The sequence below is a fragment of the Peribacillus sp. RS7 genome, from assembly GCF_041956845.1.
Lineage (GTDB): Bacteria > Bacillota > Bacilli > Bacillales > DSM-1321 > Peribacillus.
The window spans coordinates 2898433-2924274 of the sequence record NZ_CP168135.1; the positions used below are offsets into that span (position 1 = coordinate 2898433).

The 25842-nt window shown below is 42.8% G+C and carries 22 protein-coding genes, 15 tRNA genes, 3 rRNA genes and 1 riboswitch; of the genes, 30 read left to right on the forward strand and 10 right to left on the reverse strand.

What is annotated here, in order from left to right:
- Position 1 precedes the first annotated feature (1 nt).
- Positions 2-787, forward strand: a complete 786-nt coding sequence (locus ACDZ29_RS14535) for an ABC transporter permease (RefSeq protein ID WP_289317907.1) — start codon at positions 2-4, stop codon at positions 785-787.
- Positions 788-828: 41 nt separating this feature from the next.
- On the opposite strand, the gene ACDZ29_RS14540 is transcribed toward ACDZ29_RS14535, so the two are convergent.
- The gene (locus ACDZ29_RS14540) at positions 829-1317 is read right to left on the reverse strand and encodes an acyl-CoA thioesterase (protein WP_289323766.1); all 489 of its coding nucleotides are present in this window, start codon (positions 1315-1317) and stop codon (positions 829-831) included.
- Positions 1314-3620, reverse strand: a complete 2307-nt coding sequence (metE, locus tag ACDZ29_RS14545; protein WP_375088022.1) for a 5-methyltetrahydropteroyltriglutamate--homocysteine S-methyltransferase — start codon at positions 3618-3620, stop codon at positions 1314-1316. The genes ACDZ29_RS14540 and metE overlap by 4 nt, the downstream gene beginning before the upstream one ends.
- 153 nt (positions 3621-3773) lie before the next feature.
- Positions 3774-3966: riboswitch (cobalamin riboswitch) on the reverse strand.
- Positions 3967-4223: 257 nt separating this feature from the next.
- Between metE and ACDZ29_RS14550 the strand changes: the two genes are divergently transcribed.
- The 5 genes from ACDZ29_RS14550 (at position 4224) to perR (ending at position 7991) form a co-directional block, all read left to right on the forward strand.
- On the forward strand, positions 4224-4643 hold the full coding sequence (locus ACDZ29_RS14550; protein ID WP_101225970.1) for a potassium channel family protein: 420 nt from the start codon (positions 4224-4226) through the stop codon (positions 4641-4643).
- Positions 4644-4705: 62 nt separating this feature from the next.
- Positions 4706-5176 carry a thioredoxin-dependent thiol peroxidase gene (bcp, locus tag ACDZ29_RS14555; protein ID WP_289318482.1) on the forward strand — a complete coding sequence of 157 codons (471 nt, stop codon included), beginning with the start codon at positions 4706-4708 and terminating at the stop codon, positions 5174-5176.
- Positions 5177-5187: 11 nt separating this feature from the next.
- Positions 5188-6312, forward strand: coding sequence for an aminopeptidase (locus ACDZ29_RS14560; RefSeq protein ID WP_375088023.1), 1125 nt, complete (start codon positions 5188-5190; stop codon positions 6310-6312).
- A 133-nt stretch (positions 6313-6445) separates the two neighbouring features.
- Positions 6446-7390: a D-2-hydroxyacid dehydrogenase gene (locus ACDZ29_RS14565; RefSeq protein WP_375088024.1), complete on the forward strand. Its 945-nt coding sequence runs from the start codon at positions 6446-6448 to the stop codon at positions 7388-7390.
- Between the two features lie 157 nt (positions 7391-7547).
- A complete protein-coding gene (gene perR, locus ACDZ29_RS14570) occupies positions 7548-7991 on the forward strand; it encodes a peroxide-responsive transcriptional repressor PerR (RefSeq protein ID WP_370013904.1) in 444 nt (147 codons plus the stop codon).
- Positions 7992-8091: 100 nt separating this feature from the next.
- On the opposite strand, the gene ACDZ29_RS14575 is transcribed toward perR, so the two are convergent.
- Complete coding sequence (locus ACDZ29_RS14575) at positions 8092-8445, reverse strand: YgzB family protein (RefSeq protein ID WP_289323770.1); 354 nt, start codon at positions 8443-8445, stop codon at positions 8092-8094.
- Between the two features lie 175 nt (positions 8446-8620).
- On the opposite strand from ACDZ29_RS14575, the gene ACDZ29_RS14580 reads away from it, so the two are divergent.
- The 19 genes from ACDZ29_RS14580 (at position 8621) to ACDZ29_RS14670 (ending at position 16061) form a co-directional block, all read left to right on the forward strand.
- Positions 8621-9496 (forward strand): nucleotidyltransferase-like protein, encoded by an 876-nt coding sequence (locus tag ACDZ29_RS14580; RefSeq protein ID WP_289323771.1) that lies wholly within the window; start codon positions 8621-8623, stop codon positions 9494-9496.
- A gap of 270 nt (positions 9497-9766) precedes the next feature.
- Positions 9767-11317 (forward strand): 16S ribosomal RNA (locus tag ACDZ29_RS14585).
- Positions 11318-11492: 175 nt separating this feature from the next.
- Positions 11493-14425: ribosomal RNA gene (locus ACDZ29_RS14590) — 23S ribosomal RNA — on the forward strand.
- A gap of 119 nt (positions 14426-14544) precedes the next feature.
- Positions 14545-14660, forward strand: a 5S ribosomal RNA gene (gene rrf / locus ACDZ29_RS14595).
- Together the 16S, 23S and 5S rRNA genes with 15 tRNA genes alongside form the textbook arrangement of a ribosomal RNA operon.
- Before the next feature lie 9 nt (positions 14661-14669).
- A tRNA-Asn gene (locus ACDZ29_RS14600) sits at positions 14670-14744 on the forward strand.
- A 5-nt stretch (positions 14745-14749) separates the two neighbouring features.
- A tRNA-Ser gene (locus ACDZ29_RS14605) sits at positions 14750-14841 on the forward strand.
- A gap of 10 nt (positions 14842-14851) precedes the next feature.
- A tRNA-Glu gene (locus ACDZ29_RS14610) sits at positions 14852-14926 on the forward strand.
- Positions 14927-14941: 15 nt separating this feature from the next.
- Positions 14942-15017: transfer RNA gene (locus ACDZ29_RS14615), tRNA-Val, on the forward strand.
- 79 nt (positions 15018-15096) lie between these two features.
- A tRNA-Met gene (locus ACDZ29_RS14620) sits at positions 15097-15170 on the forward strand.
- A 5-nt stretch (positions 15171-15175) separates the two neighbouring features.
- Positions 15176-15251 (forward strand) — tRNA-Asp (locus tag ACDZ29_RS14625).
- Positions 15252-15263: 12 nt separating this feature from the next.
- Positions 15264-15339 (forward strand) — tRNA-Phe (locus ACDZ29_RS14630).
- A gap of 7 nt (positions 15340-15346) precedes the next feature.
- Positions 15347-15422, forward strand: a tRNA-Thr gene (locus ACDZ29_RS14635).
- A gap of 16 nt (positions 15423-15438) precedes the next feature.
- Positions 15439-15522 (forward strand) — tRNA-Tyr (locus tag ACDZ29_RS14640).
- Positions 15523-15532: 10 nt separating this feature from the next.
- Positions 15533-15606, forward strand: a tRNA-Trp gene (locus ACDZ29_RS14645).
- Positions 15607-15623: 17 nt separating this feature from the next.
- A tRNA-His gene (locus ACDZ29_RS14650) sits at positions 15624-15699 on the forward strand.
- Positions 15700-15737: 38 nt separating this feature from the next.
- Positions 15738-15812, forward strand: a tRNA-Gln gene (locus tag ACDZ29_RS14655).
- A gap of 3 nt (positions 15813-15815) precedes the next feature.
- Positions 15816-15890, forward strand: a tRNA-Gly gene (locus ACDZ29_RS14660).
- Positions 15891-15898: 8 nt separating this feature from the next.
- Positions 15899-15972 (forward strand) — tRNA-Cys (locus ACDZ29_RS14665).
- 8 nt (positions 15973-15980) lie between these two features.
- A tRNA-Leu gene (locus tag ACDZ29_RS14670) sits at positions 15981-16061 on the forward strand.
- 257 nt (positions 16062-16318) lie between these two features.
- Here the strand turns inward: ACDZ29_RS14670 and ACDZ29_RS14675 are convergent.
- The 3 genes from ACDZ29_RS14675 to ACDZ29_RS14685 form a co-directional block, all read right to left on the reverse strand.
- Positions 16319-16453 carry a hypothetical protein gene (locus ACDZ29_RS14675; protein WP_269083778.1) on the reverse strand — a complete coding sequence of 45 codons (135 nt, stop codon included), beginning with the start codon at positions 16451-16453 and terminating at the stop codon, positions 16319-16321.
- Between the two features lie 270 nt (positions 16454-16723).
- Positions 16724-17014 (reverse strand): hypothetical protein, encoded by a 291-nt coding sequence (locus ACDZ29_RS14680; RefSeq protein ID WP_370013924.1) that lies wholly within the window; start codon positions 17012-17014, stop codon positions 16724-16726.
- A 636-nt stretch (positions 17015-17650) separates the two neighbouring features.
- On the reverse strand, positions 17651-17857 hold the full coding sequence (locus ACDZ29_RS14685; protein ID WP_289323782.1) for a hypothetical protein: 207 nt from the start codon (positions 17855-17857) through the stop codon (positions 17651-17653).
- A 508-nt stretch (positions 17858-18365) separates the two neighbouring features.
- Here ACDZ29_RS14685 and glsA point away from each other — a divergent pair.
- Positions 18366-19307: a glutaminase A gene (gene glsA, locus ACDZ29_RS14690; protein ID WP_375091141.1), complete on the forward strand. Its 942-nt coding sequence runs from the start codon at positions 18366-18368 to the stop codon at positions 19305-19307.
- Positions 19308-19606: 299 nt separating this feature from the next.
- On the opposite strand, the gene ACDZ29_RS14695 is transcribed toward glsA, so the two are convergent.
- On the reverse strand, positions 19607-19801 hold the full coding sequence (locus ACDZ29_RS14695) for a hypothetical protein (RefSeq protein ID WP_063235353.1): 195 nt from the start codon (positions 19799-19801) through the stop codon (positions 19607-19609).
- Positions 19788-20309 carry a tyrosine-type recombinase/integrase gene (locus ACDZ29_RS14700; RefSeq protein ID WP_370016974.1) on the reverse strand — a complete coding sequence of 174 codons (522 nt, stop codon included), beginning with the start codon at positions 20307-20309 and terminating at the stop codon, positions 19788-19790. Before ACDZ29_RS14700 ends, ACDZ29_RS14695 begins: the two co-directional genes overlap by 14 nt.
- A gap of 563 nt (positions 20310-20872) precedes the next feature.
- Here ACDZ29_RS14700 and ACDZ29_RS14705 point away from each other — a divergent pair.
- The 3 genes from ACDZ29_RS14705 to clpP all read left to right on the forward strand — a co-directional run bounded on the left by ACDZ29_RS14705 (position 20873) and on the right by clpP (position 22892).
- Positions 20873-21205, forward strand: a complete 333-nt coding sequence (locus ACDZ29_RS14705) for a hypothetical protein (RefSeq protein WP_289323783.1) — start codon at positions 20873-20875, stop codon at positions 21203-21205.
- A gap of 367 nt (positions 21206-21572) precedes the next feature.
- Positions 21573-22277 (forward strand): sigma-70 family RNA polymerase sigma factor, encoded by a 705-nt coding sequence (locus tag ACDZ29_RS14710; RefSeq protein WP_375088025.1) that lies wholly within the window; start codon positions 21573-21575, stop codon positions 22275-22277.
- Positions 22278-22307: 30 nt separating this feature from the next.
- Positions 22308-22892 carry an ATP-dependent Clp endopeptidase proteolytic subunit ClpP gene (gene clpP / locus ACDZ29_RS14715; protein ID WP_375088026.1) on the forward strand — a complete coding sequence of 195 codons (585 nt, stop codon included), beginning with the start codon at positions 22308-22310 and terminating at the stop codon, positions 22890-22892.
- Positions 22893-23009: 117 nt separating this feature from the next.
- On the opposite strand, the gene ACDZ29_RS14720 is transcribed toward clpP, so the two are convergent.
- Positions 23010-23966 (reverse strand): alpha/beta hydrolase, encoded by a 957-nt coding sequence (locus tag ACDZ29_RS14720; RefSeq protein ID WP_375088027.1) that lies wholly within the window; start codon positions 23964-23966, stop codon positions 23010-23012.
- Between the two features lie 203 nt (positions 23967-24169).
- Here ACDZ29_RS14720 and ACDZ29_RS14725 point away from each other — a divergent pair, with 203 nt between their 5' ends.
- The gene (locus ACDZ29_RS14725) at positions 24170-24757 is read left to right on the forward strand and encodes a DUF6241 domain-containing protein (RefSeq protein ID WP_370013929.1); all 588 of its coding nucleotides are present in this window, start codon (positions 24170-24172) and stop codon (positions 24755-24757) included.
- 188 nt (positions 24758-24945) lie between these two features.
- Here ACDZ29_RS14725 and ACDZ29_RS14730 read toward each other — a convergent pair whose 3' ends face one another.
- Positions 24946-25839 (reverse strand): TauD/TfdA dioxygenase family protein, encoded by an 894-nt coding sequence (locus tag ACDZ29_RS14730; protein ID WP_375088028.1) that lies wholly within the window; start codon positions 25837-25839, stop codon positions 24946-24948.
- Positions 25840-25842: the final 3 nt, after the last annotated feature.

Genomic DNA, 25842 nt, shown 5'->3' on the forward strand with positions numbered 1-25842 from the left:
GATGTTTTATGTATCGATGTTTTTTCAATATGTGAGTCAGTATATGAAAACAAGATTGCAGTATAGAGCCGATTTCTTCATGGAAATCCTATCTGACCTGCTGAATCAGGTCGTGAATCTGGTATTTATCTTAGTCGTTTTTGGACATACCCAATTTTTAAGCGGGTGGAGCCGTGAAGAAATCATATTCATTTATGGATTCTTCCTTATCCCATTCGCCCTTTTTTCAGCCTTTTTCAACATCTGGGATTTTAATGATCGCTATATCGTCAAAGGTGAGATGGATCGGATATTAACAAGACCGATACATAGCCTCTTTCAAGTCATCTTAGAAAGAATCGAGCTAGAATCGTTATTTGGCGTTGTGACCGGTTTGATCATTATATTCTATTCGGGGGCTTCATTGGATCTGGAGCTTGCGTGGTATGACCCGATTCTTTTCATCATTTTTGCAATAGGAGGGGCCCTTGCTTATGCAGCCATATTCGTAGCGATAGCAAGCATTGGGTTCTGGTCGGATGCGAAAACATCCATCATGCCAATGATGTACAATATCGGGAACTACGGTCGCTATCCTGTTGATATTTATAATAAGGTCATTCGTTTTATCCTTACATGGGTGCTGCCATTCGCGTTTGTTGGTGTTTATCCGGCATCTTATTTCCTTAGAAAAGAAGAGTGGTATGCGTATGCATTTGCCACACCTGTAATCGGGGTTGCCTTTTTCATGATATCCGTTTTCATATGGAATCAAGGAGTGAAGAGGTACCGTGGGGCAGGAAACTAAAAAAACCCCTTCAACAGTATTCATGTTGAAGGGGTTTTTGTTTATTTGCGTTTATTCTTTCTTTCAATATATCTTGCTTGTGCTTGAACATATTGCTGCTTTTCATCTTCCGTTTCCGGAATGACCTGAGGTACGATTGTCGGCTTACCGTTTTCGTCAATGGCCAGCATCGTTAAAAAAGCGCGTGCCGTAAGCTGCTTTTCACCTGTTAATAAGTTCTCACGCTCCACTTTCACGAATACCTCCATTGATGTGCGATGGGCACAAGTGACATAAGCTTCAAGGTTAATTGCGTCCCCTGTCTTGATGGGGGCCAAAAAATCAAAAGAGTCGCTTGAAGCAGTCACAACGGGTTTTCGGCAATGGCGCATTGCTGAAATACAGGCTATTTTATCAACATAAGCCATTACTTTCCCGCCAAAGATGGTATTATGATGGTTCGTATCCGGTGGAAAAACAAGGTCGGTTAGGAAAGTCCGTGACTGCTGTGTTGGATGGGCATTTGATAGGCCGCTTTCCTTTTCAATCATTTGCCTGTTGTTTGGGCTAACAGATTTTCACGGACGATTATTGCTGCTTCGACCATGTTTTTCAGGGAAGCGACGGTTTCCGGGATACCCCTTGTTTTCAGGCCGCAGTCGGGATTGATCCAAAACTGGTCTTTATCTAATACCTTGATGCCCCGTTCAATCATATCGACCATTTCTTCCACTGCTGGAACTCGGGGACTGTGAATATCATACACACCCAGGCCAATACCTTTTTCATACGTTTTTTCCTCGAATGCGGAAGCAAGCTCTCCATGGCTACGGGATGTTTCGATGGAAATAACATCGGCATCCAAGGAAGAAATGACATCCATGAAACTGTTGAAGTCGCAATAGCACATATGCGTGTGAATTTGCGTTGTATCCTCCACGCTTGATGTGGATATCAAGAACGAATTCACAGCCCAGTTCAAATACTCATCGCGATCGCTTTTTTTCAATGGTAGACCTTCCCTAAGTGCAGGTTCATCAACTTGGATCATTTTGATTCCTGCCGATTCCAATGCAATGACTTCTTTTTCCAAAGCAAGTGCCAGCTGGTAGCATACATTCTCCCTGGAAATATCATCACGGACAAATGACCAGTTCAAAATCGTGACAGGACCTGTAAGCATTCCCTTTACGGTCTTCTTTGTCAGTGATTGTGCGTATACACTTTCCCTGACTGTCATCGGTTCGATGAAATGGATGTCGCCATAAATGACTGGTGGTTTTACGCAGCGAGACCCATAGGATTGTACCCAGCCCTTTTCTAGAAAGACAAATCCGCCTAACTTATGACCGAAGTATTCAACCATATCCGTCCGTTCGAATTCCCCGTGTACCAGAACGTCCAAGCCAATTTCTTCTTGAATATCGATCCACCTGCCGATTTCTTCGTTAATGAATGTTTCATATTGCGCAGCGCTCCATTCTCCTTTTTTGAATTTCCCGCGTGCTTGCTTAACTTCAAATGTCTGTGGGAAACTACCGATCGTTGTTGAAGGTAGAAAAGGCAATTTGAAAAATTCCTGTTGTTTTTGGTAACGTTCTTTAAATGGCAGCTGACGTCCAACATGCTCTGATTTAGCCTTTTCGACACTGGATTGTACACTCTTATGATTCCGTGCATTTGAACTAGCTAACGTCTGAACCGTTAATTTATTAGCATCGACCTTATCGGCGATTGCTTCAAAGCCCTGATTATTCCCTTTGACCAAGAGTGTTATTTCTTCAAGTTTCTCATCGGCGAAAGCAAGGGTTTCTTTCACTTCTTTTGAAACGGCGGTTTCATTACGAACGGTCACTGGAACATGAAGCAGGGAACAAGAGGGTTGAAGCCAGATTCGGTCTTCGGCTACTTTTTTCTTTAGAGTGTCGATCAATTGAATCTTTTTCGATAAATCAGAAAGCCAAATGTTTTTTCCATCAATCACACCTGCACCAAGCACTTTGTCCTTCGGGAAGCCGGATGCTTCAAGATTACTTAGATTCCTTCCTTTATCATGTACAAAATCAAGACCGATTCCCTGAACTGGTAATTCGATGACTTCTTGGTAGTGTTCCACGGCATCAAAGTATGTTTGCAGCATGATGTTCAGGTTTGGTGCTGCTTCATTCAGTTTTTCATAGAGGTAAGTAACAGTTTGCATATCATCTTTGGAAATGGATGAAACAAGAGAAGGCTCGTCCATTTGAATCCACTTCACGCCTTCTTGCTCCAACTCCTGCAGGATTTGCGTATATAGAGGAAGCAGGCGCAGGATTATGCCAGGGATATCTTGTTTTTTGAAGCCTTTGGAAAGGGAGATGAAAGTATAAGGTCCGATTAACACGGGCTTCGTTTCAATCCCTAGCTTTTCCTTGGCTTCCCGATATGCTACAAGTGGTTTATTTTCTGTTAAAGTCAGCTGTGGCAGTTTTAATTCAGGGACGATATAGTGATAGTTCGTATTGAACCATTTCGTCATTTCGGAAGCGACCTCATCATTGTTCCCGCGAGCCATTGAATAATAAACGGAAAGGGGAACGCTTCCGCCTTCATAGGCAGAGTAACGTTCAGGAACAAGACCGAACATGACGGACATATCGAGCATTTGATCATAGAAAGTGAAGTCGTTGACAGGAATGATATCAATGCCTTGATCTTTTTGTTTTTGTAAGTTGCCTAAACGGATGGCTTTTAGTTGTGCCGTAAATTTTGGTTCATCGATTTTCCCAGACCAATATGCTTCCAATGTACGTTTCCATTCACGATCTTCCCCGATTCGCGGGTACCCCAAATTACTGCTTTTCAAAATTCTCATCCTCCTACTTTCCTTTGATTTGTTTAAAAACAATAAAAAAAGCACCCCTAACCGTCAATAAGAGAAAGTTAGAAATGCTTAAAATAAAGAGACATGCAGAATGCCCCTTATAATTATAAGGTCCCTAACACCTCCCTATCTCCCGTAGGTTAAAACAGTGTTGTCGAAATAGGCAGGTCTCCTGACTTAGGGAATATCATTAGCAGCGAGCCTTCCCGATCCGTAGATCAGTGGCATATTGGATGGCGCTAACATTCCCATTACAGTGGCGGGACCGTGCCGGAATCAAACCGGGCTTCCCTTTTAATCCTAATGAAAATTAGGAACCTATTTCCACATATGAAATTTCACTAAACCTGCTGATAAACTGATTGCAGGCACCAAATATTTATAAAATAAAAACTATTATAAAAATTTAGATAATCTTAACATATCCGACCAAAAGGGTCAACATGAAAAAAATCGGGAAACGTTCCCGACATTTTGACAAATGCCTTTAGGGTGTGTGAGTGATAAGGCTGAAGTCTGTTCCTAAAAAAGAATATATTGTTAGGACAGGGAGTATGTATAAAGGAAGTGGCGTTTTGAAATGGGGCGTAGGGGATGACTTTCTACATCTTGATTGCAGGAATCATTTTTTGCATGGTGATGAGCATTCGGACGTTATTTCTTGTTGAGTCGGGAGGAAAGAAGTTTTCTCTGGAGGATATGCTGTGGCTTGGCAATTTATATGCGACGATATTAGTTGGATTTGCACTGATTTATTTATTATACGAGCTTCAGAATCATTCGGTGATTCTTGATATGGGCAATCGATTGGATGGCACATTCTATGAACAGTTGAAGACTTCTTTTTATTTTAGCGCGATGACTATGTTTTCTGTAGGGTATGGAGATATAGCCCCAATTGGAATGGGCAGGATGATAGCTACCATTCAGGCTTTCATCGGGTACACACTCCCGGCAGCGTTCGTGATTCGGACGGTGATCGATCTGGAGCATAAAGATAGGAAGGATAAATGAAAGTTGTGTTTCTTTCGATTATTGGGTACTCTTACCATAATGAAGGAAATGGAGGATTCAATATGACTGTTAAAATTGGAGAAAAAGCACCTGATTTTCAACTCCCTGCAAACAATGGTGAAATGGTTTCCCTATCGGATTTTAAAGGGAAATACATCGTTTTATATTTTTATCCAAAAGACATGACGCCAGGATGCACGACGGAGGCCTGTGATTTCCGGGACCACAATGAACAATTCGAGGAATTGAACGCTGTCATTATTGGTATAAGCCCAGATCCGGCGGCACGTCATGAAAAATTCATCGAAAAACATGGATTGCCTTTTCTGCTGCTAGCTGACGAAAACCATGAAGCGGCTGAATCATTTGATGTGTGGCAATTGAAAAAGAATTTCGGCAAGGAATATATGGGCATTGAACGTTCAACTTTCCTGATTGATAAGGCAGGTAAAATAGTCAAGGAATGGCGTAAAGTAAAAGTCAAAGGCCACGTCGAAGAAGCGCTTGAAACTCTTCGAGACCTAGAAAAATAAGGGACAGGCAGATGAAGGATGAACGAATAACGAAGCTTGCGGCCAGGCTGATTCATCATTCGATACAATTACAGCCAAAAGAGAGAATCCTCATCCGGGGCCATATCAACACGAAACCATTGTTGAAAGAGCTGATTGATGAAATATACAGGGTGGGTGCTTATCCATATATAGAACTCGAAGACGATGAGATTAGCCGACATCTGTTACAAGGGAATGTGAAGGAACAACTTGATACCTCGTCGCAATGGGCTATGAAGAAGTATACGGATATCGATGCGGTCATCATCATCACCAGTGAAGAAAACGACGTGGAAATGACTGATGTTCCCATCGAGAGGCACCGTATTCAAGGGGAAGCTATGAATTCTCCCACTCTTTTCTATGTAAACAACCGACGGTGGGTCTTACTTAAATATCCCACCAACGCATCAGCGCAAAAAGCCGGCATGAACTTCGACAGGTACCAAGACTTCCTTTTCAAAGTATGCACTATGGATTACGGGAAAATGGAGGCGGCATTTAAACCGTTAAAGCAATTGATGGAACGGACTGACCAAGTCAGGATCGTTTCACCGGGGACAGATCTGACTTTTTCCATCAAAGGTATGCCGGCCATCATATGTGCCGGCAAAAAGAATTTACCTGATGGAGAAGTGTTTACGGCACCCATAAAAGAAAGCGTCAATGGAAGGATATCCTTCAACGCACCCACAACCTATGAAGGAATCACCTTTAGTGACATGGAATTAAACATTGAAAAGGGGAAAATCATTAAAGCCATTTCCAATCAACCTGCCAAAATGAACCGGATTCTGGATATCGATGAAGGGTCCCGTTTTATCGGGGAGTTCGCAATTGGAATCAATCCATACATATTGGAACCTATGGACGATACATTATTCGATGAGAAAATAAGCGGGAGTCTGCACTTGGCTCTGGGACTTGCCTATGGAGAAGCGGATAATGGAAACCGTTCATCTATACACTGGGATATGGTCTTGATCCAGCGTCCTGAATATGGCGGTGGTGACATCTACTTTGACGATGTGCTGATCAGAAGGGATGGAATTTTCATATTGCCTGAATTACATGCATTAAACCCAAATTCATTAAAACAAAGCCTTTTTTATTAAGGCTAAGGCTTTTGTCCAACTCAAAAAGGGGACACCTGAATATGCTTTATTAAGGGAATACCTCCTCAGAGAAAGTTGCACGGGACACACAGAGCCCGTGTTTTTTTATGTTAATTAAAAGGGAGAGATAAACATGTTAATACTTTCAACAATCATTCCGAATGAAAGCATCCAAACGAAGATGATGGACGCATTTCCTGATTTGAACTTCATTTATCAAGAAGGATGGACGGATGAGCCACTTAATGAAGCGGAAATCTTGATTACATACGGTGAGGATTTAAATGAAGAAATCATTGGGAAAGCGGCGAACTTAAAATGGATAATGGTCATGAGTGCAGGATTGGAATTAATGCCTTTTAAAGCCATTGAGGAACGCGGCATTTTGGTGACGAACGCAAGAGGCATTCATAAAATCCCAATGGCCGAGTATACGATAGGGATGCTTTTACAATATGAAAAGAAACTTAAACTGCTTATGAAGAATGAAAGGGAAGAACTGTGGCATAGAAAGATTGAAGTAGGGGAAATGAATGGCAAAACGATGCTCGTTCTTGGTGCCGGTGCAATTGGAGGAGAAGTGGCCCGTTTGGGGAAAGCCTTTAGGATGACGACAATGGGGGTGAACCGCAGCGGGAAGCCAGTGGATTCCATCGATCGCCTTTATACACTGGATAATATATTGGAAGCCGTACCGGAAGCTGATTACATCGTATCCGTCCTGCCAAGTACTGATGAAACCAAGGGCCTTCTGCAAAAAGAACACTTTAAAGCAATGAAAGAAACCGCCGTATTCGTGAATATTGGCCGCGGTGATCTTATTAACGATGAAGTGTTGATCGAAGCATTGGAAGCAGGGGAATTGGCTCATGCCATCTTGGATGTATTTGATCCGGAACCTTTAGGAAAAGGGCATCCATTTTGGAAGATGGAAAACGTTACGGTCACACCGCATCTTTCAAGTAAAAGCGGAGAATACTTACCAAGAACCTTTGCGATATTCGAAAAAAACATGCGTGAATACCTGAAAGCTGGAAAAGACTTCATCAACGTAATCGACTTATCGAGGGGATACTAAAATACAATACGAAAATGGGAAAGATTCAAAGCGGTGATGAATAAAATAAAAAAGAATGGTAAAACCATCGAATTATTGACAAATTCAACGAATAAAAGGTACACTAATTATAAATATTACAATTTAAGAATTCATACTTAATGAGAAAACGAGGTGGATGACGGTGTCTGAAGTTCAGTTAAAAGAAGCGTTGGATTCCCTAAAAGATACCGGTGTAAGAATAACTCCTCAACGCCATGCGATACTTGAGTATTTGATAAGCTCCATGTCCCACCCTACCGCGGATGATATATATAAAGCGCTGGAAGGCAAGTTTCCAAATATGAGCGTGGCGACAGTTTATAATAACCTGCGTGTTTTCCGGGAGGTAGGCTTGGTAAAAGAACTTACTTATGGTGATTCTTCAGCCAGGTTTGATTTCGTAACGACGAATCATTATCATGTAATCTGTCAAACCTGTGGGAAAATTGTGGATTTCGACTATCCTGCATTGGATGAAGTCGAGCATTTCGCGGCACAAGTCACCGGTTTCAATGTCAGTCACCATCGGATGGAAATCTACGGCGACTGTACGGATTGTGCGAAAAAAGAAACGCATTAAAAAAAGTTCCTCCACTTGGTTGGAACTTTTTTTCATGTCTCGAAGAAATGATACAATTGTTAAGGTCTCATGATAGGTAAATCAGCAAGCTGGAACCCCTCTAATCATGCAGGCTTTTGCGATTATATTTTTCGTTAAATTCTTCGCCTTCCAACTTTTTGTCAAGGGTCAAGGGTTCTTCACAATGCATGCAAATATCTACACGCCCTAATATTTTTGTAGGTTTGCTGCAGTTAGGACAGACAACCTGGATCGTTTTTGTAGAAAGCATTCCAATCCAAAAATAAACCCCGGTGCTTGCGATTATGAATAAAAGGCCAAGCCCCATGAAAAGTGTCATGACAACTGGATGTGATTTGAAGAAAAGCCCGATATACATTACGATAAAGCCGATGAAAATCAAACTCAAAGCAAATGTACGTATTTTATTGATTTTGCTAGAATGTTTAGCCATGGATTGTCCCTCCTAAAATATAACTTTAACTATAACATAAACAATGGATGGAACAAAAAAGAAATAAAGGATACTTATTACTTTTGAATTGAAATGGTTTGGGGTAAGGGAAATAAGCAGGAAAATGAAGAGTTTTGTCGAAACTTAAAAAAAAAAGGTTTTGGAGGAATTTATGATGGAAGATATCCTTCGCCCGATTTATCAAGAGCGAGCAAGCTTAAAATCTACACTTGGAATCTTGTTAATAGAAAAAAGAGAAGATAATAGCCCGATTACCGATACATTTGACTACATCCTATTTGTGATTGCAGACGAAGCCCAAGAGGCCGTGTTTTTAAAACACTACACTTATCAGGATAAAAAGGCAGCCTTACATATCGTAAAGGAAGACCAGTTAAAAGAATGGCTCCTATTAGGGACGAACCGCAAAGTGGTTGACTGGATTTATAATGGGAAGGTCCTTTTTGACCGGAATGAATATTTGGACCGTTTGAAAACCGAAATCCGCGAGTTCCCCTTCTATGGAAGGAAGTTAAAGATGGGGATGGAGTTCGCGAAGTTAATTCGCAGGTACATGGATGGGAAAAGCTTTTTTGAAAAAGGTCATTATCTTGAGGCATACAACCATATCGTTCATTCCCTACATCACTTGGCACGTTTGGAAATAATAGAACAAGGCTTTTATCCGGAGGTTACGGTCTGGAACCAAGTGAAGCAAATGGAACCTGAGATCTACAAGTTGTATAAAGAATTGATCAGCAGTGAGGAAACTCTTGAAAAAAGATTGGAGCTTCTATTCCTTGCGAGTGAATTTCTTATTTATTCGAGGACGAATGCAGGTTCACAGCATTTGGTAGAAATAATGGGGACGAAAGAAGATCCGTGGACGATTGCGGAGCTTATGGAGCATCCGGAAGTTAAGTTTTATTCAGTCGACCTAGGCGTTCTGTTGGAATATTTGATAGAGAAGAAGGTAATCGATGTCATCAAAGCGGAGACAAAAGGACACGAGGTTTATCATCGGTTTTATCGAGTGTCAAAAAACTTTTAAAAAAATGTGTTTTTATTGTTGACCAATAATAATATAGGTGTTATATTAATACATGTCGCTGCGGGACATCAGCTTTCGCAGCTTCATCAAAAAAAATAAAATAAAAAAACATGTTGACAACAGAGTTGATAACATGATAAGATGTAAAAGTCGCTTACGAAGTAAACGACAACGAAATTGCTCTTTGAAAACTGAACAAAACAAAGCGCCAACGTTAAATTTTAAGTGAGCACACACTATCAAAAAAGCAAAATGAGCAAGTCAAACATTTCTTCGGAGAGTTTGATCCTGGCTCAGGACGAACGCTGGCGGCGTGCCTAATACATGCAAGTCGAGCGAATCGATGGGAGCTTGCTCCCTGAGATTAGCGGCGGACGGGTGAGTAACACGTGGGCAACCTGCCTATAAGACTGGGATAACTTCGGGAAACCGGAGCTAATACCGGATACGTTCTTTTCTCGCATGAGAGAAGATGGAAAGACGGTTTCGGCTGTCACTTATAGATGGGCCCGCGGCGCATTAGCTAGTTGGTGAGGTAATGGCTCACCAAGGCGACGATGCGTAGCCGACCTGAGAGGGTGATCGGCCACACTGGGACTGAGACACGGCCCAGACTCCTACGGGAGGCAGCAGTAGGGAATCTTCCGCAATGGACGAAAGTCTGACGGAGCAACGCCGCGTGAACGAAGAAGGCCTTCGGGTCGTAAAGTTCTGTTGTTAGGGAAGAACAAGTACCAGAGTAACTGCTGGTACCTTGACGGTACCTAACCAGAAAGCCACGGCTAACTACGTGCCAGCAGCCGCGGTAATACGTAGGTGGCAAGCGTTGTCCGGAATTATTGGGCGTAAAGCGCGCGCAGGTGGTTCTTTAAGTCTGATGTGAAAGCCCACGGCTCAACCGTGGAGGGTCATTGGAAACTGGGGAACTTGAGTGCAGAAGAGGAAAGTGGAATTCCAAGTGTAGCGGTGAAATGCGTAGAGATTTGGAGGAACACCAGTGGCGAAGGCGACTTTCTGGTCTGTAACTGACACTGAGGCGCGAAAGCGTGGGGAGCAAACAGGATTAGATACCCTGGTAGTCCACGCCGTAAACGATGAGTGCTAAGTGTTAGAGGGTTTCCGCCCTTTAGTGCTGCAGCTAACGCATTAAGCACTCCGCCTGGGGAGTACGGCCGCAAGGCTGAAACTCAAAGGAATTGACGGGGGCCCGCACAAGCGGTGGAGCATGTGGTTTAATTCGAAGCAACGCGAAGAACCTTACCAGGTCTTGACATCCTCTGACAACCCTAGAGATAGGGCTTTCCCCTTCGGGGGACAGAGTGACAGGTGGTGCATGGTTGTCGTCAGCTCGTGTCGTGAGATGTTGGGTTAAGTCCCGCAACGAGCGCAACCCTTGATCTTAGTTGCCAGCATTCAGTTGGGCACTCTAAGGTGACTGCCGGTGACAAACCGGAGGAAGGTGGGGATGACGTCAAATCATCATGCCCCTTATGACCTGGGCTACACACGTGCTACAATGGATGGTACAAAGGGCTGCAAACCTGCGAAGGTAAGCGAATCCCATAAAGCCATTCTCAGTTCGGATTGTAGGCTGCAACTCGCCTACATGAAGCCGGAATCGCTAGTAATCGCGGATCAGCATGCCGCGGTGAATACGTTCCCGGGCCTTGTACACACCGCCCGTCACACCACGAGAGTTTGTAACACCCGAAGTCGGTGAGGTAACCTTTATGGAGCCAGCCGCCTAAGGTGGGACAGATGATTGGGGTGAAGTCGTAACAAGGTAGCCGTATCGGAAGGTGCGGCTGGATCACCTCCTTTCTAAGGATAATTACGAGAGCGCTTTTGTTTTGTTCAGTTTTGAATGAGTAATTCATTCAGATAGGGAAGAAAAACATCACGATGTGATGGATTCTTTCTGCTTTGTTCCTTGAAAACTAGATAATAGATAGAAGGCAATTAATTTTTTTCAAAGCATCTGTAAGATCTTTTTAACGGTTAAGTTAGAAAGGGCGCACGGTGGATGCCTTGGCACTAGGAGCCGATGAAGGACGGGACTAACACCGATATGCTTCGGGGAGCTGTAAGTAAGCTTTGATCCGGAGATTTCCGAATGGGGAAACCCACTGTTCGTAATGGAACAGTATCTTTACCTGAATACATAGGGTACTGAAGGCAGACCCGGGGAACTGAAACATCTAAGTACCCGGAGGAAGAGAAAGCAAATGCGATTTCCTGAGTAGCGGCGAGCGAAACGGAATTAGCCCAAACCAAGAGGCTTGCCTCTTGGGGTTGTAGGACACTCAACATGGAGTTACAAAGGAACGGGGTAAATGAAGTGACCTGGAAAGGTCCGTCAAAGAAGGTAAAAACCCTGTAGTTGAAACTTCGTTCCCTCCTGAGTGGATCCTGAGTACGGCGGGACACGAGAAATCCCGTCGGAAGCAGGGAGGACCATCTCCCAAGGCTAAATACTCCCTAGTGACCGATAGTGAACCAGTACCGTGAGGGAAAGGTGAAAAGCACCCCGGAAGGGGAGTGAAATAGATCCTGAAACCGTGTGCCTACAAGTAGTCAAAGCCCGTTAATGGGTAATGGCGTGCCTTTTGTAGAATGAACCGGCGAGTTACGATTTCATGCGAGGTTAAGTTGATAAGACGGAGCCGCAGCGAAAGCGAGTCTGAATAGGGCGAATGAGTATGAGGTCGTAGACCCGAAACCAGGTGATCTACCCATGTCCAGGGTGAAGTTCAGGTAACACTGAATGGAGGCCCGAACCCACGCACGTTGAAAAGTGCGGGGATGAGGTGTGGGTAGCGGAGAAATTCCAATCGAACCTGGAGATAGCTGGTTCTCTCCGAAATAGCTTTAGGGCTAGCCTCAAGATGAGAGTATTGGAGGTAGAGCACTGATTGGACTAGGGGCCCCCAACGGGTTACCGAATTCAGTCAAACTCCGAATGCCAAATACTTATTCTTGGGAGTCAGACTGCGAGTGATAAGATCCGTAGTCGAAAGGGAAACAGCCCAGACCACCAGCTAAGGTCCCAAAGTATACGTTAAGTGGAAAAGGATGTGGAGTTGCTTAGACAACCAGGATGTTGGCTCAGAAGCAGCCACCATTTAAAGAGTGCGTAATAGCTCACTGGTCGAGTGACTCCGCGCCGAAAATGTACCGGGGCTAAACGTATCACCGAAGCTGTGGATTGACACCATTAGGTGTCGATGGTAGGAGAGCGTTCTAAGGGCGTTGAAGTCAGACCGGAAGGACTGGTGGAGCGCTTAGAAGTGAGAATGCCGGTATGAGTAGCGAAAGAAGGGTGAGAATCCCTTCCACCGAATGCCTAAGGTTTCCTGAGGAAGGCTCGTCCGCTCAGGGTTAGTCGGGACCTAAGCCGAGGCCGAAAGGCGTAGGCGATGGACAACAGGTTGATATTCCTGTACCACCTATACATCGTTTGAACGATGGGGGGACGCAGAAGGATAGGGTAAGCGCGCTGTTGGATATGCGCGTCCAAGCAGTTAGGCCGGAAACGAGGCAAATCCCGTTTCCATTAAGGCGGAGCTGTGATGGCGAGGGAAATATAGTACCGAAGTTCCTGATTCCACGCTGCCAAGAAAAGCCTCTAGTGAGATGTAAGGTGCCCGTACCGCAAACCGACACAGGTAGGCGAGGAGAGAATCCTAAGGTGTGCGAGAGAACTCTCGTTAAGGAACTCGGCAAAATGACCCCGTAACTTCGGGAGAAGGGGTGCTTTTTAGGGTGAATAGCCCGGAAAAGCCGCAGTGAATAGGCCCAGGCGACTGTTTAGCAAAAACACAGGTCTCTGCGAAGCCGCAAGGCGAAGTATAGGGGCTGACACCTGCCCGGTGCTGGAAGGTTAAGGGGAGAGGTTAGCGCAAGCGAAGCTTTGAACCGAAGCCCCAGTAAACGGCGGCCGTAACTATAACGGTCCTAAGGTAGCGAAATTCCTTGTCGGGTAAGTTCCGACCCGCACGAAAGGTGTAACGATCTGGGCACTGTCTCAACGAGAGACTCGGTGAAATTATAGTACCTGTGAAGATGCAGGTTACCCGCGACAGGACGGAAAGACCCCGTGGAGCTTTACTGCAGCCTGATATTGAATTTTGGTACAGCTTGTACAGGATAGGTAGGAGCCTGAGAAGCCGGAGCGCTAGCTTCGGTGGAGGCGTTGGTGGGATACTACCCTGGCTGTATTGAAATTCTAACCCGCGCCCCTTATCGGGGTGGGAGACAGTGTCAGGTGGGCAGTTTGACTGGGGCGGTCGCCTCCTAAAGAGTAACGGAGGCGCCCAAAGGTTCCCTCAGAATGGTTGGAAATCATTCGTAGAGTGTAAAGGCACAAGGGAGCTTGACTGCGAGACCTACAAGTCGAGCAGGGACGAAAGTCGGGCTTAGTGATCCGGTGGTTCCGCATGGAAGGGCCATCGCTCAACGGATAAAAGCTACCCCGGGGATAACAGGCTTATCTCCCCCAAGAGTCCACATCGACGGGGAGGTTTGGCACCTCGATGTCGGCTCATCGCATCCTGGGGCTGTAGTCGGTCCCAAGGGTTGGGCTGTTCGCCCATTAAAGCGGTACGCGAGCTGGGTTCAGAACGTCGTGAGACAGTTCGGTCCCTATCCGTCGCGGGCGCAGGAAATTTGAGAGGAGCTGTCCTTAGTACGAGAGGACCGGGATGGACGCACCGCTGGTGTACCAGTTGTCTTGCCAAAGGCATAGCTGGGTAGCTACGTGCGGACGGGATAAGTGCTGAAAGCATCTAAGCATGAAGCCCCCCTCAAGATGAGATTTCCCATGGCGCAAGCTAGTAAGATCCCTGAAAGATGATCAGGTTGATAGGTCAGAGGTGGAAGCGTGGCGACATGTGGAGCTGACTGATACTAATAGATCGAGGACTTAACCAACGCTTTTTAAAAAATGAAATACCTTCTTATTATCTAGTTTTGAAGGAATGAAAATTTCTTCTTGCATTTTTTCGAAAAGACGTTATAATAATATATGTCTTGAAAAAATGTTAACAATGTTTGGTGACGATAGCGAAGAGGTCACACCCGTTCCCATTCCGAACACGGCAGTTAAGCTCTTCAGCGCCGATGGTAGTTGGGGGTTTCCCCCTGTGAGAGTAGGACGTCGCCAAGCTTATATTGTTCCGCAGTAGCTCAGTGGTAGAGCATTCGGCTGTTAACCGAACGGTCGTAGGTTCGAGTCCTACCTGCGGAGCCATTATTGGAGAGCTGTCCGAGTGGCCGAAGGAGCACGATTGGAAATCGTGTAGACGGGTAACCCTGTCTCAAGGGTTCAAATCCCTTGCTCTCCGCCATTTTATACCTGGCCCGTTGGTCAAGCGGTTAAGACACCGCCCTTTCACGGCGGTAACACGGGTTCGAATCCCGTACGGGTCACCATTTCGATAACATATTGGAGGATTAGCTCAGCTGGGAGAGCATCTGCCTTACAAGCAGAGGGTCGGCGGTTCGATCCCGTCATCCTCCACCATTTTCAATAAGATCAGATTGTTTCTGCATTGAAACGTTCAACACGAAAATCTGATGCATAATAGCAACATTATTAACGTCGCGGGGTGGAGCAGTCCGGTAGCTCGTCGGGCTCATAACCCGAAGGTCGCAGGTTCAAATCCTGTCCCCGCAATCTATGGTCCCGTGGTGTAGCGGTTAACATGCCTGCCTGTCACGCAGGAGATCGCGGGTTCGATTCCCGTCGGGACCGCCATTTTTATTGTTTGGCTCAGTAGCTCAGTCGGTAGAGCAAAGGACTGAAAATCCTTGTGTCGGCGGTTCGATTCCGTCCTGAGCCACCATAGTAGTGCCGGTGTAGCTCAACTGGTAGAGCAACTGACTTGTAATCAGTAGGTTGGGGGTTCAAGTCCTCTTGCCGGCACCATGTTTCATCCATATGCGGAGGGGTAGCGAAGTGGCTAAACGCGGCGGACTGTAAATCCGCTCCTTCGGGTTCGGCAGTTCGAATCTGCCCCCCTCCACCATCTTTCTAACAGGGGTATAGTTTAAAGGTAGAACAGAGGTCTCCAAAACCTCCAGTGTGGGTTCGAGTCCTACTACCCCTGCCAATTTAAATCCTATAATGGCGGTTGTGGCGAAGTGGTTAACGCACCTGATTGTGGTTCAGGCATTCGTGGGTTCGATTCCCATCAGTCGCCCCATTTTTTATTAAATCATGGTATAATGAATACAACGTTAATGGGCTATAGCCAAGCGGTAAGGCAACGGATTTTGATTCCGTCATGCGAAGGTTCGATCCCTTCTAGCCCAGCCATATGCGAAAGTAGTTCAGTGGTAGAATACAACCTTGCCAAGGTTGGGGTCGCGGGTTCGAATCCCGTCTTTCGCTCCAAAAACGTTGGCGGCATAGCCAAGCGGTAAGGCAGAGGTCTGCAAAACCTTTACCACCGGTTCGATTCCGGTTGCCGCCTCCAACATACATGCCGGTGTGGCGGAATTGGCAGACGCGCACGACTCAAAATCGTGTTCCTCTGGAGTGCCGGTTCGACCCCGGCCACCGGTATCATGAAACAGCCAAGAGTGCTGTTGTATCAAGGCCTTACACTTAATTGTGTAAGGCCTTTTTTCATTTTTCTCACACTACAGATTTGACACTAATAATGTGCGGAGGTCATGTGCGGTGAGTAAACGGAGAATATTGCTTACAGAAGATGAAATAAAAATCGTTAACAAAACTATGTATGCTACCACAGATGAAGATGCACTTAAATTATTTTTTGAAGATTGCAAACTAAGGAATTTACGTCCAAAGTCATAGATTTATTTATTTTTATTTTCTAATTCCTCAACTCTCCTTTCCATGTTCTTTATTTTTTTGATTGAGTGAAGGGCGAGACCTAAAGCTATTCCACCTAAAGTGAATGCTGGAAAAACAAAAAAAGTAAACCATTCCATCTTTTAACCCCCCCTAAAAGCATTGTGTATAAATTGCAATCCTATAGGGTTTATTATGAAGAGAATTAACCCCCATTCTTAATTGTTCTGATGGTATAGTATATATAAACATTAAGCATAAAAGTATAAATTTACCAAAATCAGAACATAACGAATTGACTGTTGTTATAGTCATAAAAGATATAGTTTAAAGAACCGTTGCTCTTACGAAAAAAAAAACGAATGGGTCAAAGAGCACTAACTCTACCATTCGTTCCGAAAACAATGATTTCAGATTTCAATATTCATAGCAGATAGCTCTGCTTCCGTATAGCCAGCAGAGGAAAGTGCAATTTCAATTTCTTCAGCAGCCTTATAATCAAATAATTTAAATTTAGACATTAATGCGAAAGCATTTTGTTTTTCAATTGCCAGAGCAACAGCTTCCACGTCTTGTAGTAACTTCAGGTCTTCAATGTAGAATTGAGCGGTCCTCATCGCTAAATACTCATTCAGTGTAGTTGAACTGTAGAAAAGTCTTGTTAAAGTAGCGATTGCGTTAGGAACGAAAATCTTATTCATAATTATCCCTCCGTTATTCTCAATATTCTGTCATTTAAGTCACTATAAGTATGAGTCACGATTAAAATGTTGTCAATCTTTATCTTTTGAGCAATTTTACTCACTAGATGAAAGTACATTTGTACTCAAATTGGGTAAATAGAAAATAGGCGACATTACCAAAGGTAAAAAACATTTCACCGAAAAGTACGAAGTAAGCAAATATATGTTGCTGTAGTTTACGAAGCGAATCAAATTACATGAGACATGTTGATTCAAGCTCGATTGCTCGGCTACATACAAAAAGACCCTGAAGGCAAGGGTCTCAGGCTCGATCATAACAAGTTGGATAGAAGAGATACATATTATTCACTTCCTTCCATTTACTTTATTTAACAAATAGGAATGGTCGACCATGGGCCAAAAGTTTGGCAAGGCATGAGTAAAGAAGAATACCAATAAATAAAATATTTAGAGGAGCATAAATACTAAAAAGACAACTCGATTTTGAGCTGTCTTTTTTTAAAAATCGAGAAAAAAGCCAGTGCCACAAGTGACACGATTAAGCCGAATGTTTTAGATTTCTTTATAAATTCTTTCATTGATGAGATCCTTTCTGTGTTCGGTAATTTCAAGAGATTATGATACAACAGGTCCTTAGTAACTGTGAAGAAGGCGGGCTTCCACATTACGCAGCTCTCCAGATGAAACACTATCAGCCACAATTATCTGCAAGGTTCTCGTAGCTGTCATTCGTTTGTCTGGATGTTTCAATTGTAGATGCTGTTGTATCGATTGGAAAAGTTCATTATTTTCTGGCCGGTTGGCGTTATAGATTTCTTGTAAACTCTTCGCTTTTTCCATGGCTTTTCCTACTTTCCATCAATTGTAAAATACATATGAAAGCTTATGCGCTAATATCCGTATAGTCTATATTTCCGTCTGAGGGCTTTTATTTCCTTCTTTTTAGTCAATTAAATCTTCTTTTAAGAAAAGTGAAGTTTATCCCGATTCTTTAAAAGGAGTTAGCTTACCAGTCTTACGGCTTGACCGTTGCCGTATATATTTTCTTTTTTCTTTGTCTTAACACCACAAAAGTAATTCAGAACCGTGTGCCTTTATATTAGGGAAGTATGGTAAGACGTGTGACCTTACAAAGGATGAATTAAAATCAGTAAACGAAAATGATAGATGAAGAAAGCATTTGAAAATTTCTTTAGAGAATTGTTATTTGAGAAATCTAAGACTAGGTAAGTAGCCGCTTGGTAGTTTTTTAAATAATATCGGTGAAATATGGTAATAAATAATAAAACCACTAGCTAAGAACACTTCACATGACAAATTTTCTAAGGGGCGGCAAATTGTGAACAATATGGGATGTCAATGCAGGTCCAATGAAGAATTACAGCAACTGGTTGATGAGGCAAAAAAATATACAAATAAGGGAACAGTGGCAGACTATATACCGGCTCTTGAAAAGGCTAACCCTGGGGATTTATCTGTTGCTATTTACTATCCTGACGGAAAAGGATATTGTGCGGGGGATTTAAGTGGTAAAATGACCCTGCAAAGCATATCGAAAGTTTTGACACTTGCTCTGGTATTAATGGAAAAAGGGGAGGAATATGTCTTTTCCTATATAGGAAAGGAACCCACCGGAGACCCTTTTAATTCCATTGCCAAATTAGAGACCAATAAGCCATCCAAGCCGTTAAACCCGATGATCAATGCAGGAGCATTGACTGTGACCCACATGGTTGCAGGTGACAGTGTAAATGAGCGATTTCAGCGTATTTTACATTTTATCCGGGAGTTGACGCAAAATCCTACTATCGGGTTTAATGAAGAAGTTGCCCGGTCAGAATACAATACAGCAGATTTAAATAGGTCGTTAAGCTATTTTTTAAAGCAGCATAATGTAATAAATGGGGATGTGGAGGACTTAATCGAATTGTATTCAAAGCAGTGTGCCATTGAAATGGATAGCCAGGATTTGGCGAGGATTGGCTGTGTGCTGGCCATGAATGGGAAAGATTTGTTGACGGGAAGGCAAATCATCCCCGGGGACATTGCCCGTATTTGCAAGACATTCATGGTTACCTGCGGCATGTATAACGCATCAGGTGAATTTGCCATTAATGTAGGCATACCGGCTAAAAGCGGTGTTTCAGGGGGAATCATGGGGGCCGTACCCGGAAAATGTGGAATTGGAATTTATGGTGCAGCGCTGGATGAGAAGGGGAATAGCGTTGCCGGGATAAAAATCTTGGAAATGATGGCGAAGAAGTATTCCTTAAGCATGTTTAATTTGTAAACATTGACACTATTACCGATGAGTCGGATGATATTAATCATTTTTATACGAAAGTGTCTGGAGTTAAAGATTGTTTCGTTATCATACGGCTTATGAGAGTCTGAGAAGAGAGAGAATGAAGCTTGGAGTAGAGCTTTTTCGTTATGTTAGGGGTCTTTCTGGAAAGGAAAATGCCTGCCAGATGCGATTGGAACAGTGGCATTTTTAAGTGAGGTTCAGTCTAAATCCTTACAGAAGCAAAGCATTTACTTTCACGGCAAAAAAAGACCTCTGCACATAAGGGCAAGGTCTTAAAATGTTTATAACAAGTTAGAGAAAAGAGATACTTTTTTATATAAAGCATTTACCTCCTTATTTCGATGTTCCCCGATTTCATTTCTTAGCTGGCCTTCCATATCTGTCATTAAATCAGCTAATTTTAATGCCTTTTGTCTGTCGGAAATATTGCTGCGAATGATATATTCATATTTTGCATTGTATTCAGTCAGTGACATTTCTTCCGTCCTTCCATAGTACAAAGTCATTTAAGCTGTCATCTGTTCCTCCATCAGCAATCCCAATGTACTTAAGTGTAATGTCAGGGTGTGAATGGTTAAGGATCATTTGTAAATCAGTAAGGTCCTTACTTCGTTTATAGAACCAGTACCCGAATGTTTTCCGCATGGTATGGGTACCGACGTTCTCGATGTCTACCATGTCTGCTGCTTTATTAAGTTGCCTGTAGGCTTGTATCTTACTTATAGGCTTATCGCCCTTGCGTGAGGGGAATAGCCATTCACCATCAATGGTGGCTATATAGGCGGCCAATTCATTGCATACAGTATTAAGCTGTATGATTCTTGGTTTCTTTGTTTTGCCTTCCTTGATGGTGACCTCCATCTTGCCTTTAATATCCTTTATCTTCAACGATAATAGATCAGACACACGCATGCCGGTATTGATGCCTAACAAGAACAATATGTAGTCTCTCTCGCTGCAATGTCTTTTCAATGACCATTTCATATCATCTAATTTTTCCAATGATCTGATTGGTTGGACGTCAATTAAATGTTCTTTTGGCAAATGTGATCACCCTTATTTCACGCTAATGGAATCAGTGTTTTGAATGTATACTTTTTTATTAATTTAAGAGTAACACTGAAAAAGGATGGAAGTCAATGTGAAGAGTATATTGATGGCAATGTATTCGGTGGTGTAGGGGGAGGTTAAGATATCGGGACGAATAGAGATAAAAAAAACGCGGTCTCCTCTTAAAGAAAGGGCCGCGTTTTTAGGTAAGTGCAAACTTCATTATTCATAGAACATTCCCTAGATTTAATGAAGATGGTATAGAGTTCTTCGATATAGTCATGAAAGGCCTTGCCTATTCGTATTAAGGCTGAATTTTAAGTGTGGATAGCTATAAAAACTCCTGAAACTTGATATAATGAATCAATAGTAATATTTTTCTAAACTAGTGTTATTATTGGATATTTGGATAGGTCGATCAAAAGAAAACGGTTAGGGTCATTCCAAAAGAATGTTTTTTTGATATTTATTATGCTTTTAGGATTGGGGAAACCACCATGAAGAGATTTTTAGCTATATTGAAAAATAAGTTAATGCCGGCAAAGTCAAGGTTGATTACAATGGCAATTATGATTGCGGTCTTTTACTGCATGTTCATGTTCGCAGACCTGGAGAATGAAAGGATATCTGACAGCGAACGGCATTACGAGCGATCAGTGAATATTGAAGAGATGAGCGATCAAGAATCGGAAGAGATGCCTGCCAGTTCTTTAGTGAACTATTGTAAAGATAGGGCTAATGAAAGTCGCGCCTCCAGTTGGGTTGGTATTGAATCCGACGTGATGGAACCCAGTGAATACACGGTTGAATGCATTGAACACTTGGAATAGTAGCCTAAGTTCCTATGGAAACTCAGGATTCACGACAAGGACATCAAGGACGTCACATCCAAAGATTTGGCTGGTTGGCTTAATGGAACGGAGTGAAATGCACGGATTTTAAGTGTTTTAGAAAATAGGGGCTCGCTGAAATGATTGGTGACGAATCGGGGGTGGCTGAGGAAAAGTCTATTTGGTTGCATACAGAACCTTGAAATTAACCTGTTTGGATCATAACCAAACAGGTTTTTAGTATGAAAGGAAATCCAATGGAAAAAATGGAATAGAATATGGAGAATGAAGAAAAAAATTTCACCCCCATATCTTTTTCTCTTTCTGAAACGTTTATAGGATAGAGGGTGTTGAAGGAGTGAGAAAAATGATAAATAAGTTGAGGGAAGATATTTTTGAAGGGAAGGCTAACGGCAAGATTTTGCGTGAAGTCTATCCTGAATTGCTTCGTTTTTGCCGATTCCTGACCCAAAATAATTGGGATGGGGATGATTTGGCACAGGAAACGATATTGAAGGCAATGCAGGGCTATGGAAAGAAAACGGAGATAACAACGGCTTTATTGAAGACGATTGCCCGCCATTCCTGGATTGATACGATCCGAAAAAGAAAAAAGGAATCTTTAGAAGAGTTGGATACCGAACAGCAGGGATCAATTGGGGAAAATGCCTTTGAAACGGTTGAATATATTATAAAATCCCTTACCCCGAAACAAGCTGTAGTGTTCATATTAAAGGAAGGATTCCTCTATCGCTCCAAAGAAATCTCAGATTATTTGAACACGACGGAAACGGCGGTAAAGGCCATCTTGAACCGTGTGAAAAAGCGTTTTGACAATGGCGTCGAAGAGCGTAAGTTGTCCTGCGCGGAAGATTGGCAAGACGATGAGGAACAGAGGCTCATGTCCCTGATGACAAAGGCTTTAAAAGCCCAAGATCCTGATATCCTCATTAGAAGCATCCCATCTTTCAAATCCCTGAACAGTGAATCGATGGTTCCTAAACTGATGAATCGTTCGATACATTCAAAAGCATGCTTCACTCCTTCAAACACACTCTCAATGGCTGCATAGCCAATAATTTTGTTAGGAGGAAGAAGAGATATGACTACCATTCCATATGTAATTGAGCAATCCAGTAAGGGTGAACGCTCATACGATATTTATTCCAGACTTCTAAAGGACCGAATCATCATGATTGGGGAAGAGATCACCGATCATTTAGCTAATAGTGTGGTTGCTCAATTGTTATTCTTGGCAGCAGATGCACCTGATAAAGAAATTACCATCTTCATAAATAGTCCAGGGGGATCGACTAGTGCCGGTTTCGCCATTTATGATACGATGCAATATATTAAGCCTGATATCCGAACTGTATGTACGGGGATGGCTGCATCATTCGGTGCCATGCTTTTATTGGCAGGTACCAAAGGGAAAAGGTGCGCATTGCCAAATAGTGAAATCATGCTTCATCAACCGCTTGGTGGGGCAAGGGGGCAAGCCACGGAAATTGAAATTTCTGCCCGAAGGATTTTGAAGCTAAAGGACCATATCAATCAGATCATCTCGGAAAGAACTGGGCAGCCTATCGAAAAGGTGGCGAAGGATACAGATCGTGATTACTTCTTAAGCGCAAGTGAGGCGAAGGAATACGGTATAATCGATGAAATAATCCTTCAGGTTAATTAACTGGATAAAAGCGTCATCTAAAAGCAAAAAATAAGCTAAATGAAAACGAAAAGAAACTATCGATATTAGTATATCGGCAGTTTCTTTTTTTTTACCCTCTTTCATGATAATTCAACATTACTCCATATATTTATCCACAAAACCCCATACTTTGTTCCAATACTTTTCCGGATCCACTAGTTCAGCTTCACCATGCCCGGCCCCCGTTATTATCAATTTATCTTTGTCTACGTTCGCTGCATTGTATACGTCATCCAGCATGGAATAAGGGACGAATGTATCATCTTCCCCATGGATGAATAACATTGGTGTTTTACTTTTGAGCACTTGTTTGACAGCTGATGCTTCATTTAAATCATAGCCTGCACGGAGCTGGGTCACTGTGTTGGCTGCATTCATTACTGGGAATTTTGGCAATCCAAACAAATCATCAAGTTGATAGGTGAATACGTCCATTACCGATGAATAACCGCAATCCTCTACAATAACTTTAACATTGGTAGGCAGCTTTTCCCCAGAGGTCATCATGACGGTTGCCCCTCCCATGGATATCCCGAATAATGCAATGTCTGCCTGTGGATCTTTGTCGGTAATTTGCTTGATCCATAAAAGCATATCTTTCCGATCGTCCCAGCCCATTCCAATGTATTCTCCTTCGCTTTTTCCATGTCCACGAAGATCAGGTGCCAACACATTGTATCCATTTTCGTGAAAATTGCGTATCCACCGAATCATTTGTGTATTATTGCCGGTATAACCGTGAACGACAATAGCCCATTTATGGTCTTGGTTATTATTTTCATAAAGTTTAGCACTTAGTTTTAGTTGGTCTGAAGAAACAATGCCCACCTCATCCGGTTGATGCTCTTTGGCAAATTCCGCATCAGCCAATTTACTGGATTCAGCGACTTCAACAGAAACGGCTTCAGATTGGGCAAGATGGGGGTTATTGCTTAAAAAGTCTTTTTCCTTATTCGGGTTTAAGGCGATATTGTAAAAAAAGTTTCCTGCCACTCCATATGTAACGACTAGAATTACAAGAATACTTGTCGCAGCGATACTGAATTTCTTCACTCAAGACTCCCTCCAAAAAACGAACCATTATTTTTTAATAGTACAATATTTTGAGGTGATTGTGAAAATCCGAAACTACAAAAATTGTTTTGAATATGGATGAGCCGGAGGAATTTGAACATATTCCTTTTCTGGATAGTCCATCCAGTTAGTATGTTAAAATAAGTATTATCTAACATAACAATATCTTGGGGGAAGTCTTTATGAAAAAAAAGCAAAAGGTTTTACTTATAAGTGGAATCTCTGTTGTTGCATTATCCGGGTTGGGAATTGCTTCCTTTAAAATCATGGAAAACGCAAATGAGTACGAAAAAGCCCAGCTGGTAATCGAAGCAAGGGAAACCAAGGAACAAATTGAAAGGGAAAGAGAGGATGTAAAAATCAAAGCCCAAAGGGAAGCAAAAGCTAAAGCGGATGAGCTTGAAGCGAAAACAGCGATATATGATGGGATTGAATTTGAGACAGGACTTGATGAAGAATCGACCGAAATGGAAGTCATGGATGTCATGCATAAAATGACTCATCAAAAGGTTCGATCGCAAGATAAATGGGGAGCTATACCAATGTCCCCTAAGATTATTGAAGAAGTTTATTATATAATCAATACAAGTGATTTTAAGCATAGAGATAGATTGCTAGGCATTGCTGCCAGATGGAAAGATTTTAATTTTAGTACGATCGTTCAGGATCATAACTTCTTTTGGGAAGACAAAGAAGGTACCGTGGGAAAAGCCCATGGAACATTAAGTACGGCAGAAGAGATTGAATTCATCGAAGTGAATTTTAAATGAGGCCATTTGCAGGGAACGATGAACTTTGAAAATGCCAAAGGAAGAGTGGGCAAGACCTGTTCAAAAAGGAAAACACTTAAACCTCCTGCAATAACCAGTACTCAGGAGGTTTTTAAGTATTTTCGATGGTATTCCACTAAAGTATTCGCTTATGGTAAGACAAGCAGTGGAACTCCATACCAGGAGATTTATTTCTTAATAACCAGCCTGCTGGACTCGTTCTCCTTGTTTACGGGAACGTCTTTTCCTACTGTGACCCGGCGAACGACACGGTGCTGGTCTCCGTAATCGGCAATAGCGTAATGCTGTGTTGCTAAGTTATCCCAAATGACCACGTCTCCTTCACTCCATTTCCAACGCACGGTATTTTCTAAGCGCGTTACGTATGAATCGAAGATACTTAATAATCTTTCAGATTCACTTGTTGTATATCCTTCCACTCTTCCAGCAAAGCCACCTAATAACAAATGCCTTTTTCCGGTTTCTGCGTGCACGTGGACGACTGGGTGCCTTGTTTTATAAATGGTCGATTCGAATACATCTCGATATTTCTTTTTAACCTCATCATCAATGTTTTCAGTTGGTTTGAATTGAGCATAATCATATTCATTTGTATGGATCGCCCATAGTCCGTCCGCTAATTTCTTCAATCCATCCGGTAGGTCCTCATATGCTTCATTCGTATTTGCCCAAACTGTATCTCCGCCGACTTTAGGGATGGTTACACCTCTTAAAACAGAGTATTTTGGAACTTCTGGAACGAAAGTGACATCAGTATGCCAATGGTTTGCTTTAGCACCATGTTCGGAATCCAGTTCAAAAATATAGTTAGTATTGTCTTTGACCGGTACTGTAGGGTGCGCATAAGGTTCACCCAATAGTTTGGCAAATGCTTCTTGGATGGCATCGTCCAAATGGTTTTGACCTTTGAAGAATACGACTTTATGATCGTTTAATGCTTGTTTTATTTCACTGAAAATAGCTAAATCCAAGTCTCCGCTTAATTGGACTCCTTGAATTTCCGCTCCAATCCTTCCTGCTACGGGTACCACTTTTAATTGTTGTGTTTTAGTTTCCGTCATAAT